At 70.8% G+C, this 13,150-nt stretch carries 6 protein-coding genes; 1 reads left to right on the top strand and 5 read right to left on the bottom strand.

Going from position 1 to position 13,150, the window contains the following annotated elements:
- Positions 1-201: 201 nt before the first annotated feature.
- Positions 202-1,797 carry a hypothetical protein gene (locus FS845_RS14155; protein WP_144636278.1) on the top strand — a complete coding sequence of 532 codons (1,596 nt, stop codon included), beginning with the start codon at positions 202-204 and terminating at the stop codon, positions 1,795-1,797.
- Between the two features lie 9 nt (positions 1,798-1,806).
- On the opposite strand, the gene FS845_RS14150 is transcribed toward FS845_RS14155, so the two are convergent.
- From FS845_RS14150 to pgaA, 5 genes are all read right to left on the bottom strand, one after another.
- Positions 1,807-6,255 carry a DEAD/DEAH box helicase gene (locus FS845_RS14150; protein ID WP_144636274.1) on the bottom strand — a complete coding sequence of 1,483 codons (4,449 nt, stop codon included), beginning with the start codon at positions 6,253-6,255 and terminating at the stop codon, positions 1,807-1,809.
- Between the two features lie 106 nt (positions 6,256-6,361).
- On the bottom strand, positions 6,362-6,862 hold the full coding sequence (locus tag FS845_RS14145; protein ID WP_144636271.1) for a hypothetical protein: 501 nt from the start codon (positions 6,860-6,862) through the stop codon (positions 6,362-6,364).
- Positions 6,855-8,123 carry a poly-beta-1,6-N-acetyl-D-glucosamine synthase gene (pgaC, locus tag FS845_RS14140; protein WP_144636268.1) on the bottom strand — a complete coding sequence of 423 codons (1,269 nt, stop codon included), beginning with the start codon at positions 8,121-8,123 and terminating at the stop codon, positions 6,855-6,857. The genes FS845_RS14145 and pgaC overlap by 8 nt, the downstream gene beginning before the upstream one ends.
- A 2-nt stretch (positions 8,124-8,125) precedes the next feature.
- On the bottom strand, positions 8,126-10,213 hold the full coding sequence (gene pgaB / locus FS845_RS14135) for a poly-beta-1,6-N-acetyl-D-glucosamine N-deacetylase PgaB (protein WP_144636266.1): 2,088 nt from the start codon (positions 10,211-10,213) through the stop codon (positions 8,126-8,128).
- 15 nt (positions 10,214-10,228) lie between these two features.
- A complete protein-coding gene (pgaA, locus tag FS845_RS14130; RefSeq protein WP_186332285.1) occupies positions 10,229-12,736 on the bottom strand; it encodes a poly-beta-1,6 N-acetyl-D-glucosamine export porin PgaA in 2,508 nt (835 codons plus the stop codon).
- Positions 12,737-13,150 lie beyond the last annotated feature (414 nt).

Raw genomic sequence — 13,150 nt, 5'->3', positions numbered from 1 at the left:
GCACGCGGCGTACGGCGTACAGCGTGCGCGACGTCGGACCGGTGGAATACGGCGGGATCCCGGGCCCGGCGCCGTGCAGGCGCTCCCGGGCCGAGCGTGAAGCCACGCCCCGGATTAAAGACTCGCCCCGATCCTGCCGTAGATGCAAGAAATCCCGGCCTACGCCACGAACGCCCCACCAGGGCCTCCTCCACCGCCGCCATGACCACCGTCTCCGCAGTCAGCCGCTCCGACCTGTTGCCCGTCCAGCCCGTGCAGACGGCCGTCGCCGCCCCCGTGCAGCAGGCCGTCACGTCCACGGCCGTTCCCCCCGCGTCGTCCACCAGCGTCGCGCTGGGCCAGAGCGACGACGGCGCGCCGGTCTACACGGCCGAGGGCAGGCTGCCGTCGGCCTCGCGCATCTGGGACCACAGCGCCAACGACACCGTCACGCTGCGCATGGCCGCCAATTTCGGCACGACCAGCGCCTCGGGCCGCCTGGGCGGACTGGGCTCGGCGCTGCTCGAACGCGCGATGGCCGGCGGCCAGTTCGCGCAATCGGTGTGGACGGCCGGATCGTCCGCCCTGTCGCTGGACGCGGTGCGGACCAACCTGTCCCTGCCCCAGACGGGCAACTACGTCGCCATGGACGTCAAGACCGCCGGCGGCGCCACCGTGCGCCTGGCCATCGGCAGCCAGGACGATGCGATGTCTGTGCAGATGCAGGTCACCGGCGGCACGCTCAGCGACACGGAGCAGGCCGCGCTGGCCAAGCTGGCCAAGGGCTTCCAGGCCGCGCTGGACGGCCTGACCGGCCAGCCGCCCAAGCTCGACCTGTCCGGCCTGACGCAATACGACGGCTCGGCCATCAAGTCGATCGACCTGAGCGCCAACATCAAGACGGCCGCCAACCAGAACCTGTCGCTGACCTTCCACGCCAATGCCCAGTCGCGCGGCGTGCAGCTGGACGGTCCCGAAGGCACGGTGCAGGTCGACGTGGACATGTCCAAGTCCGCCATGCTGGGCAATGCGGCGCAGCGCGAGCGTGCCGTCGACAACTACCTGCAGCAGTTCAACGACGCGTCCAGCCGCGGCCGCGGCGGCGCGGCGCTGATGGACATGTTCAAGAGCGCGTTCTCCGACCTGCACGGCGACTACGGCTCGGCCGCCGGCCAGCCGCAGCCCACCTCGCGCCTGGGCGGCATCCTGAACGACACCAGCCGCGCCATGCTGACCGGACTGGCCGACTTCACCGCCTCGGTCGCCGACCACGCGCGCGCGATCAACCCGCTGCGCCCCGGGGAAACCGACGGCTTCTCGTACCAGGCGTCGCAAAGCACCGATACCGGCGGCAGCGGCCGATCGTTCAACCTGAAGCAGACGCAGCAGTCGCAACTGACCGCCAGCTTCCACGACGCGCTGTCGCCCGAGCTGTCGCTGATGCTGACCACCGATCCGCTCAGCCAGAACTATTACTACTACCAGGTCAAGGACAGCGCCAGCAGCACCGCCAACCTCGCCTTCGAAGACGGCAAGATGGTGAAGGCATCGCTGCAGCAGACGGCCGACCAGTCGCGCCGCGTGATGAAGTACGTGCGCGGCCAGCTGGAAGAAGACACGACCACCCCGCTGCAACAGGCCCGCGAATGGAACCTGCTGGCCATGGTCGAGGCCGCGCAGCAGGTCGACAAGACGACGGCGCGCCCCGACGGCTCGCGCCTGAAGGCCACCCTGTCCACCATCAGCGACCTCGTGCTGCTGCAGTCCAATCCGGCACGCCTGGGCGGCAAGCCCAGCGGCGACGCCGCCTCGACATAGGCCAGTTCCTCAGTCGTCGTGGGCGTGCGGATCGGACGCATGCGTCACGATCAGCGCGCGCAGGATGCGCTCGCGCTCGTTGGGCGGTAGGTCCGCATCGCACTGGGGCTTGCGCGCCACCCACGTGGCCACCGGCACGCCGTCGCGATACAGGATGCGGTTTCCCGCCACCGCGGGGACCTTCTCGCCCGGCAGCAGTGTGCCGCACAGGTTCAGCGGGTCCACCGCCGACACCCTGACCAGCGTGCCGTCGGCGGGCCGGCGGCGCATCGCGCGCAGCAGCGGCACCGCCTCGGGCAGCGCGAATTGCTCGCCCGACACCCCGCTCACATACCGTCCGCCGCGGACCTCGCCGCGCGCTTCCATGCGATGCAGGATGGGCAACAGGTCGCGCCACGGCGGCAACCAGTCGGGCTCGCGCGCCAGCAGGCGCCACGTGATGACGCCATAGCGGCGCAGCAGCACGCGCGCCAAGTGCTCCAGCGTGTCGGCGGGGTAGGTCTGGCGTGCGGTGCGACCGGCTGCGGTGCGGCCATCAGCGGCGTGGCCGGCGGGACGCACCTCCGCCTGCGCGGCGGCACGCTTGACGGGCGCCCAGCGGCCGGCCATCTCCAGGGGATCGGGCATGGCGCCGCGCCGCCGCCGCGCCGCCTTCGCGGTGCGGCTGGCGGCCGGCGCCAGCAGCGCGCGCAGCCCCGCGAAACTGTCCGAGGCCGCCAGGCCGTTCACCACCAGCTCGCCCAGCGCCTCTTCCAGCTGGCCGGGCAACAGGCGCGTGCGCGCCAGCAGTTCGTCGTAGAACAGCGCGCCGCCGTCCTGCAGGGTCTCGTACACCGACAGCGCGCGGTTGGACGGTTCGGCCCCGCCGTCCACCGCCGGCAGCGATTGCCACACCCCCAGGTGGCGGCGCGGCAGGATGACCATCGGCGTGGCGCGCACGGGGCCGCCGCCCGTTCGGCTGCCCGCGGGCCGCGCGGGCGCGGCCAGGCGCGTCCACACCACCTTGCCCGCGCGCGACAGGTCATCCAGCCAGTCGGGCTGGTAATTCGCGATGCGCGCCGCCAGCAATTCGGTCTCCCAGGCGCCAGCGGGCCCTTCGAAGCCTTCCAGCTGATCCAGCGCTTCGGACAGGGACTGCGGCCCGCGCAACTGCGTGGCCGGCGACAGATGCTGCCAGTCGAAAAGAAAGCGCATGAAGTCCTGGCGCGACACGGGCTCGATCTCGCTGCGCAACTGCTTGATGGTGTAGCGATGGATGCGCGCCAGCAGGTGCCGCTCGCACCATTCGTCCTCGGATGCGGCGGGCGAGTAGCGGCCGCGCATGACCGAGCCCTCGGCTTCCAGCCTCGCCAGGCCGGCCTGGACGGCCGGCAGCGGCAACCGCAAGGCGGCCGCCAGCGCCGCCGGCACGACGGGGCCCACCGCGCCCAGCCTCGCACGCAGCAGTTCCACGCGCGCGCCGTCCGCGTCCCACGTCACGCCGTCCGGCAAGGGCCGCAGGACCGGCTCGGTGCGGGCGCCGGGATACGCCGCAAGCACGCACGCCAGGCGCTCCAGCACCACCCACAGCGGCGAGCCCGATTCGGCCGACAGGCGGCAGGCGCGGCCCTGGCGCACCAGCCGTTCCAGCCACGGCTGCCACTCGGGCCGCGCGGCGGCCTCCTCCACGCCGATGCAGGCCAGGTCGATCAGCGCCTCGTGCATCTCGTCGGCGTCGCGCGGCTCGGGCCAGGCTTGCGCCCGCACCCGCGCGATGGCGTCCGCGTCCAGGGCGCCCAGTTCGCCGGCATCGGAAGGGTCGATCCAGCGGCGCGACATGACGGCCTGGGCACGCCGTTCTTCCAGCGGGGCGTCGTCCAGGAAGGCATACGGCTTGGCCCCGAGGATCTCCATCGCCAGCGGCGACGGCGCGGGCAGGTCGCGCGCCACCAGGCGGCACTGCCCCTGCTCGATGCGCCGCAGCACCGCCAGCCATGCCGCGCTGTCCATGGCCTCGTGCAGGCAGTCGTCCAGCGTCTGGTCCACCAGCGGATGGTTGGGCAGCTCGCGCTCGCCCTGCAGGTTCTCCAGGCAGGCGGCCTGGTCGGGAAACACCGCGGCCAGCAGGTCGTCGCTCTTCATGCGCTGCAGCGGCGCGGCTACCTTGCGGCCGCCCGCGAAACGCGGCAGCGACAGCGCCACGGCGGCGGCCCAGCGCCACCGCACGTTGAACAGGGGCGAATCCAGCAGGGCCTGGACCAGCACGTGTTCCGCGCTGGCCGAATTCAGGTAGGACCATACCTCGTCCAGCGCGAAGCTGTGCGCGGTGGACAGCGAGAGGATGATCGCATCCTCGGTGGCCGCGGCCTGCAATTCGAAATTGAACGTGCGGCAGAAGCGCTTGCGCAGCGCCAGTCCCCAGGCCCGGTTGACGCGGCTGCCGAACGGCGCGTGCAGCACCATCTGCATGCCGCCCGTCTCGTCAAAGAACCGTTCCAGCACCAGCGTGTCCTGCGTGGGCAGCACGCCCAGCGCGGCGCGGGCCCGCGCCAGGTAGTCGACCAGCTGCGTCGCCGCGGCCGGGCCGATGCCGGTCTCGTCGTCCAGGACGGACGCGGCGGCCTCGGCAGGCCCCTCCTGCAGCAGCGCATCGACGCGCGCGCGCAGGCGCGCCACGCCGGCCGACAGCTCGTCGCTGCGGCCGGGCGCCTCGCCCATCCAGAACGGGATGTTGGGCGGCACGCCGTGCGCGTCCTCGACGCGCATGCGGCCGCCCTCGACCTTCAGGATGCGGTACGAGGTATTGCCCAGCTGGAACACGTCGCCCGGCAGGCTCTCGACCGCGAAGTCCTCGTTGACGGTGCCGATGTTCAGGCTCTGCGGCTCCAGCAGGACGGTGTAGTCGGCGTTGTCGGGGATCGTGCCGCCCGAGGTCATCGCCGCCATGCGGCCGCCGCGCCGGCCGCGCACCGTTCCCGCGACGACGTCGCGGTGCAGATAGGCCGCGCGCTGCCCCTGCCGTCCGGTGTGGCCCGTGGCCAGCATGCGCACGATCTCGTCGTAGCGCTCGCGCGGCAGGTCGGCGTAAGGCTCCGCGCGCCGCACCAGTTCGTACAACGCGTCCTCGTGCCACTCGCGGCTGCCCGCCTCCGCCACGATCTGCTGGGCCAGCACGTCCAGCGGCGCGCGCGGAATGCGCAGCAGGTCCAGCTCGCCGCGCCGCACGCAATCCAACATGGCCGCGCATTCGACGAGGTCGTCGCGCGAGGTGGGAAACAGGCGGCCCTTGGGCACGCCGCCGACGTGATGGCCGGCCCGGCCGACGCGCTGCAGCAGCGCGGAAATGCTGCGCGGCGACCCGACCTGGCAGACCAGGTCCACGTCGCCGATGTCGATGCCCAGTTCCAGCGAGGCCGTCGCGACCAGCACGCGCAGTTCGCCGCCCTTGAGCCGCTGCTCTGCCAGCAGGCGATGCTCCTTGGACAGGCTGCCGTGGTGCGCCGCCACGGCCTGCGCGCCCAGCCGGTCGGCCAGGTGGCGCGCCGCGCGCTCGGCCATCCGGCGCGTATTGACGAACACCAGCGTGGTGCGATGCTCGGTGGCCAGGCCCGCCATGCGGTCGTAGACCCGCTCCCACACGTCGTTGGCCATGACGGCCTCCAGCGGCACGGGGGGCATCTCGATGGCCAGATCGCGCGCGCGGACGTGACCGATGTCCACCACGGCGCAGTCGCGGCCGCTGCCGGCCAGGAAGCGGGCCACGGCATCCAGCGGTTTCTGCGTGGCCGACAGGCCGATGCGCACGGGCGGGCGCTCGCACAGCGCATCCAGCCGCGCCAGGCTCAAGGCCAGGTGGCTGCCGCGCTTGGAGCCCGCCACGGCATGGATCTCGTCGACGATGACCGTGCGCACGCTGCTCAGCATGGCGCGGCCGGAGTCGGACGTCAGCAGCACGTACAGGGATTCCGGCGTGGTGACCAGGATGTGCGGCGGCCGCTTGCGCATGGCCGCCCTGTCCTTCTGCGTGGTGTCGCCGGTGCGCACCGCGGTGCGTATTCCGGGATCGGGCAGGCCCTGCGTCAGCAGTTCCCGCGCGATGCCCGCCAGCGGGGCCTCGAGATTGGCGCGGATGTCGTTGGACAGCGCCTTCAGCGGCGAGACGTAGACCACCGTGGTCCGGTCGGGCAGGGGGCCCGCGGCATCCTCGCCGTGCACGCCCGCTCGCTGTTCTACAACGCCGTCGCGCGGTCCGGCGGCAGCCAGCCCTTCGCGCACCAGGTCGTCGATGGCGGCCAGGAAGGCGGTCAGGGTCTTGCCCGAGCCCGTGGGCGCGGCGATCAGGGTGGCGGGCCGGCTGCGGATGAGCGGCCAGGCAGCCTGCTGCGCCGGCGTGGCGGACGGAAACGCGCCGCGGAACCAGGCCGCGACGGCGGGGTGGAAAGCGGCCAGCGCGTCGGCGTGGGCGCAAGAGGCGGTCATGCCCTCTTATATCGGGGCGCCTTCGCCGAAGTCAACGGACGGCCGATGTAACGGCACGCCGTCGGGCACGCGCTCGCCGCGCCCCGGGCAATCCCGCGGAAAGCGCTCAGCGGCGCGGCCGCGGCGTGCGCCGCACCGGCTCGCCCAGGGGCTTGAGCACGGCGGCGCGGAAGTGGCCGTCGTCGTCATGCAGCGCCACCACGCTGCGGGCGCGCTGCCATAGCGACAGCTGCCGCACCGGCACCTTGGCCGCCTCCGCCATCTCCTGCACCTGCACCGGCTGGGCCCTGGCCGCCGTGTCGCTTTCCTCGTTCTCGTTGTCCTCGCGGTTGCGCACCAGGCGCGCGGTCAGCAGCATGGCCGCCAGCAGCGTGAAGATGCCCACGCCGCACAGCACCAGGAAGCGCATGTCCGACGTGGACGAGGACAGCGCCATGAAGAAATCCCAGTACACATAGAACAGGAACAGCGCCCACACGGCGACCAGCATCAGCGGGCGCAGCGCCTTCAGCCACAGATAGCGCACCGCCCCCGTGACGGGCCCGGCGATGCGCAGCCAGGTCGACAGCGGCAGGTCGGTCTGGTCGATGATGGGATCTTCAGACATCTCTCACTCCTCGGTCCGGGCTCACCCAGACGGCTCTTTTGTTGCGGCGGCGCAAGGCCACCGCGGGGACGGCGATCACCGACGCGATCATGGTGATGAACCAGAAACCCACCGGATACCAGAAGGTCCAGAAGTAGTAGCGCAACAGGCCCCGGTCGTATTTGCTGTCCACGACCATGCTGGTCAGCAGCTGCATCATGCAGGCCAGCGCCAGCAGCAGGCCGCGCCATTCGGGCAGCAGGCCGACCTGCCAGACCAGCGGCAGGTCCAGCACGGCGCCCGCCACGCCCGCGATCAGCACGCCGATCATCAGGTAGGCCCACAGCACGCTCAGGAAATACTCGGCGTAGATCGGCCACATGCGGCGCATGCGCCAGCGCGCGATCTGGCTCGTGTACTTGATCAGCGTCTGCACGCCGCCCATGGCCCAGCGCAGGCGCTGCCGCCACAGGCCGCGCAGCGTCTCGGGCGTCAGGATCCAGGTCAGCGCGTGCGGCTCGTAGCCGATGCGCCAGCCCGCCAGCTGCAGCTTCCAGCTGATGTCGATGTCTTCCGTCAGCATCTCGCTGCTCCAGAAGTCCACGTCGACCACCGCCTGGCGGCGGAACATCACGATGACGCCGGATACGGTGAACAGGCGGCCATACAGCTGCTGCGTGCGCTTGATCAGGCCGATGGTCGACGAGAACTCGCCCACCTGCATGCGGCCCAGCAGCGTGGTGCGGCTGCGGATGCGCGGGTTGCCGGTCATGGCCGCGATCTTGCCGTCGCGCAGGAAGTGCCGCAGCATCCAGGCGATGGCGTTCTCGTCCAGCAGCGAATCGCCGTCGATGCCCAGCAGGTACTCGCCCTGCGCCAGCATCGACGCGGTGGTCAGCGCCACGGCCTTGCCCTGGTTGTGGTCCTGGTGCACCACGCGCAGCTTCGGAAAGCGCAGCGCCAGCGCGCTGAGCCTGTCGCCGGTGGCGTCCGTGCTGCCGTCGTTGACGGCGATCACTTCGTAGTCGGGATAGTTCAGCGCCATCAAGGCTTCCATCACCTCGTCGACGTTGTCCTCCTCGTTGTAGCAAGGCACCAGGATGCTGACCTTGGGCAGCGAGGGCAGCAGGGCCAGGGGATCGACCCCGTCGTGCTCGCCGCGCTCGAACTGGATGTAGTGCGCCAGCCCGCCGGTGATCCACAGCCATGCCATGCAGAACGGGTAGTAGAAGACATAAGCCAGCACGAAACTCGAGGCGAGGTTCCAGTCTTGAGTCGTCATGATCACTTGTCCCCTTCTTCGGAAGGGATGGCCACGCCGCGCTCGCGCGGCGAGCCAGGCCGCTCCACGGGCTCGCGGAAGAACTCGCGGCCCAGCAGGCGCTGGATCGACAGGTGCGGCTTGATGGTCCGCAGGGATGGCTGGTCGTTCAGGAAGTCATCGGGGTAGTAGCCCAGGTTGCGGACGCCTTCCTCGTGCAGCAGGGCGAACTGCCCGTCGATCACGTCGTCCGGGATCGGCGTGCCGGTGCGCCAGTCGCGCGCCTGCAGCTCGAACAGCGTGCGCGCATTGGCGCCCGGGATGGCGGTGACCTTGCGCGCCAGCTCGCGCAGCCACGCCTCGGGATCGGCCGCCTGCTCCATGAAGGGCATGGCCTCCAGCGCGGTGTAGTCGTAGGCCTGCAGGAAGCTGGCATAGTTCTGCGCGAAGTAGGCTTCGGACGGCGGATTGAGCAGCGGCTGCGCGTACATGTTGCGCGCCGTGGCCAGCACCGGCTGCCAGCGCTTCAGGATGCCCGTCAGGTCATGGGTGAAATCGATCAGCGCGCGCGTCTTGCGCTGCGTCCAGCGGGCCATCAGCTCGGGCGAGGCGCGGATGGCGGCCACGTCGGCGGGCAGGCCCCAGCCGCGATAGACCTCCAGCGCCGCGGGGCTGGCGTCCTCGAAGTCGTTGAACATCGCGTCGTCGTGGTACAGCACGCCGGCGAACGCGGCATGCCGGCCCAGGTCTTCGTAGATCTCGTGGATCGCCTGGCGCGCCACCGGATCGAAGATGGACAGGCGGCGATAGGTGTGCGAGGCCCCGGCCGGCGCGCCGGGCATCTGCCGCACCAGGCGGTCGGCCGCCGGATCGGACTCGGGCAGGTGGAACGACGACACCGGCATCCAGGCATAGACCTTCACGCCCGTGCGGGTGCGCAGTTGCCAGGCGACGCGGTTGAACAGGTCCGCGCGCATCGGCATGCGCCGGCTGGGGAAGTACATCGCATCGGCCACGCCGTCGCCGTCGGGATCTGCGAAGGCCTGCAGGAACACGCTGCTGGGCTGCACCTTCTGCACGCGGTCCAGCAGCCGCGACAGGTTGCGCTCCTGCTGCGCCGGGTCGGGGTCGTACACATAGTCCAGGTCGACGTGCATGATGCGATTCACGTCGCGCGTGGCGGCCACCGACGGAATCTGCGAGCGCAGGTCGCGCAGCAGTTCGGGCCCCTGGTCTTCGTAGTTGATCAGGCCGCGCCGGATGCGGTCCAGCGGCACGTCGGGCGTGTTGGGCCCGTCGTCCAGCGACAGGGCGATGGGCATGCCGGCCCGGCGCGCGGCGTCGATGGCGGCATCGTTGTACGCGCCGTAGGGCCAGACGATGGCGCGCACCGTCGCGCCGGTGTGGCGCTCGATCTCCGCCTTGTTGCGGCGCAGGTCTTCCAGGATGCGCGTGCGATAGGCCTGGTCGCTCTCGTAGCGGCCCGTGGCGCGGTCATAGGCATGCGAGGTGGCCGCCGGCAGCAGGTTGCCCTGCGGATTCGCCACGACGCCGCGGTGCATGGCGTCGGTGTGGCCGGCCAGTTCCACCAGGCCGGACTGCGCCATTTCCCTGGCCTGCTCCCAGGTCATGAAGCTGGCCTTGGGCAAGGCGATCGCCTGGCGGCCGCCGTAGTCGCCGACACCTTCCGGCGCGTCCATCCAGCCGCTCACCAGCGCCATCACCGCGGGATAGTTGAAGCGCTTGAGCAGCGGAAAGACGATCGTGTAGGCGCTCTCGTAGCCGTCGTCGAACGTCAGCAGCACGGGCTTGGGCGGCAGGGGCGCCCCGCCCTCGCGCGCCGCGACGATCTGCGACAGGCTCACGGGGTGATAGCCGGCGCTGCCCAGCCACGTGAACGCGTCCAGCAGCGTGGTCTCGTCGATGGCGGTGGCATCGGGCGAGGCCTCGAAGCTTGCGCGCACGTTCTTGCGCACGTCGTGGAAGGTCAGCACGCGGAAGGTCTGGCCGTCGTCGCGATCGGCCGGAAACAGGGATTGCGCGGACGCGGAAGGGGAAAGGGGCAGCATGCAGACGCACAGCAGCAGTCCCAGCAGGCGCGGGAATTTCATCGCCGTGAGCTCCTGTCAGAGGAAGGGAATGACGAGGTTCAGGTAGCCGACGGTGCGGCGCTCGCGCTCGCCGTCATACGGATGCCAGGCGGCGCCGATGCCGTAGATCACCGACCATCCCGGACGGAAGCTCCATTCGTGCTCGTAGCGCAGGCCGTAGGCCATGCCCGAGCCGTAGCCCGACTGCTTGTACGTGCCCGCGTTGGCGTAGAGCCGCTGCACGAACGTGCGGTCGTCGCGCTTCCAGGTCAGCCACTGGTAGCGCGCCTCCAGGTCGGCCGACAGGTCCGAGGCGGGGCTGTAGTACGGCACGTCCGTCAGGCGGTTGGTGGACCGGCCCACGCTGAGCGTGGTCTGGAACTGCTGCGACGGACCGCTGTACCAGCGCTCGGTCCAGCCCACCGTGCCGGTCTGGTTGAGGTTGCCGTCGGTGTAGCGCATGCGCTGGTAGCTGAAGTCGAAGCGGCGCGACTCGTCGACGATGTAGCCCACCGACGCGGCCGCCACGTTGGCGGCGATGCCCGCGTCGTAGGCGCGCCAGGGCAGGTCCAGCGCGTTGCTGTCGTAGGACAGGCCGAGCTCGACGTGGTCGTTCAGGCGATATTCGCCCGCCACGGCCAGGCCGCCGTTGCGCGCGCCGCCGTCGTCGCGATGGGCCTCGCCTTCCAGCGCCCAGCCGTCGCGTTCCCAGCGCGCGCCCAGGCCGGTGCGGCCGCGGTGCGCCTTGATGCCGTTGGCGCTGCCGTAGGCCCAGGCCTGGCGCACGAACACGCGCCACTGGTCGTCGATGAGGCCGGACTGCAGCCGCGCATCGACCAGGTAATCCTCGTCGGACAAGGCGCTGTTGCCGTTGCCCTTGCCGTAGCGCGACTCGATGCTCAGCGTGGGCGCCTGCATGGCGTCGAGATCGCGCGCGGCATTCTGCGCCTGGCCGGCTTCGGGATAGTCCTGCCGCAGCCGTTCGATGGCCTCGCGGCCCTCGCGCACCTGGCCCGTCTCCATCAGGCCGCGCGCGACGGCGCTGCGGACCGCCACCGAGTCGGGATGATCGGCGGCGGCCGACCGGGCCAGTTCCAGGGCCTTGCGCGGATGCTCGCGCGATAGCGCCGTGTTAGCCGCGCCTTCGGCATAGGCCTCGTTGAACGGCGCCTCGCGGCGCAGCTGTTCGTACAATGCCTCGGCGCGCGCCGGCTGGTCCGTGTACAGGTAATACCGCGCGCGCAGGTCGCGCACTTCCGCATATTGCTCGTTCAGCGTGTCCGGCGCCGGAGCCAGCCGCACGGTGGGCGGCGTGGCGGCCTCCATCCGCGAGAGCAGCTGGTCCGCCTGGCGAAAGCGCGCCGTGTCGATGTACGCATAGAACAGGCCGACGTGGGTGTCGCTGGGGATGGGCAGCCGGCTGCCCGCCTTCGCGATGGCGCGCTCGTACAGCGGCACGGCCAGGTCGGAGCGCCGCAGGTGGGCATAGGCGTCCGCGGCGGGCGCGAGGCCGTAGTACGGCACCTCCACGCCCTGCGCGGCCAATGCCTCGTAGAGGTTCGCGCAGGCCTGGTAGTAGCCGCGCGCGTTCAGCGCGATGAGCTGGTCGATGCGCGCGCGCGTGGCGACCTCGCGCAGTTCCGGGGGCGGGCTTCCCGCCTGATCGAGCTCGCCCAGCAGGCCGTTGGACCTGGCCAGGGCCTGGTCCAGCGCCTGGTAGCGCTGCTGTCCGCCGACGACGTCGCGCTGCTCGATCGCCCACGCGATCTCCTGGCCGATCGCCTGCTGCCGCAATCCGGCGATCTCGACGGGACTGAACAGCGGATCCTTGCCCGCCTGCCCGGCGGCGCGATTGGCCTGGCGGGCCGCCTCCAGCGCGGCCGGCGCGGCGGCCTGGCCGGCCAGCAGATAGACGTCGGCGCGGCGCGCGCTGCGCGAATCGGGGTTCAGCTCCAGCGCCCGGCCGTAGGCCTGCGTGGCCTGCGGGAAGTTGCCCGCGGCCTCTTCGATGCTGCCCAGCAACTCGGCGGCGGCCGAGCGGATGTCGCGCGACGCGGAGGCATCGTCCCGCACCGCGGCGGCCTGGGCCCGCGCATCGTCGACCCTGTCGATGTCGTAGGTGTATTGCGCGCGGCGCAGGCGAGTCAGCGCCGCGCGGGGATCGCGCTGCTCCAGCAGCGTCACGATGCGCTGCTCGTCCGGCAGGGCGCGCACGTCGCGCGCCGCCAGGAACAGGGGTTGCAAGGCATAGGCCGGCAGGCCGTCGTAGCCTTCGGCGCGGGCGGCGTCCAGGGCTTCGCGGTCGCGGCCGGCGCGCGCCAGCAGGGTCACGTAATCGGCCAGCACGCGCTGGCGGTCGGCGCCCTGCGGGCCCTGCCCGTCGCGGCGTGCCAGCCATTGCCGCAGCGTGGCCGCGGCGGCCTCGGGCTGCGCGGCGGCGGGTCCGCGGATCAGGGCATCATGCGCCGCGCTGGAATATGCGGCTGACTGCGCCACGGCGGGGGCCGCGCCGCAGGTCAGTGTCAGGGCCGTGAGACCGGCCAAGGAAAAAGCGACGATTCGACATCTGTTCTTGGGTCTGGAGGTCGGCAACTGCATAGTCCGGGCCCATACGCCGCATCCCGCCGTGTACCGGACACACGAGTGTCCGCCTCCCTTTCCGAATGGATAGGTAAGCAAGTGCACACTCGCTGGGACGCCGCATAGTTTGGGCGTTCTTGGTTTATGTCAGGACAAGGTAGCAGCGCCGCCAGGCGAAGATGGGCAGTGAAGCCGACAAGGTGTGTGACGGTGTTACGCCGGGCCGCGGGCGGGCCGAGCGTCCACTAACATCGAATCCGGCCCCTTTCTCACTGGACATTCGAAGGCTTATAAAAACCGGGCTGGATGACGATGAAAATAGTTGTTTCTTACATCTATTAGGCGAGAAAGTCGCGTTTTGCCGGCGCTTCGACCGTT

Origin of the sequence: Bordetella genomosp. 13, from assembly GCF_007679965.1 — a bacterium.
Taxonomy (GTDB): domain Bacteria; phylum Pseudomonadota; class Gammaproteobacteria; order Burkholderiales; family Burkholderiaceae_B; genus Bordetella.
This window is presented reverse-complemented; position numbering and strand designations above follow the sequence as displayed.

Coding starts and splice junctions, on each gene's coding strand:
- pgaB (WP_144636266.1), bottom strand. CDS start 10,213: ATGAAATTCCCGCGCCTGCTGGGACTGCTGCTGTGCGTCTGCATGCTG.
- FS845_RS14155 (WP_144636278.1), top strand. CDS start 202: ATGACCACCGTCTCCGCAGTCAGCCGCTCCGACCTGTTGCCCGTCCAG.
- FS845_RS14150 (WP_144636274.1), bottom strand. CDS start 6,255: ATGACCGCCTCTTGCGCCCACGCCGACGCGCTGGCCGCTTTCCACCCC.
- FS845_RS14145 (WP_144636271.1), bottom strand. CDS start 6,862: ATGTCTGAAGATCCCATCATCGACCAGACCGACCTGCCGCTGTCGACC.
- pgaC (WP_144636268.1), bottom strand. CDS start 8,123: ATGACGACTCAAGACTGGAACCTCGCCTCGAGTTTCGTGCTGGCTTAT.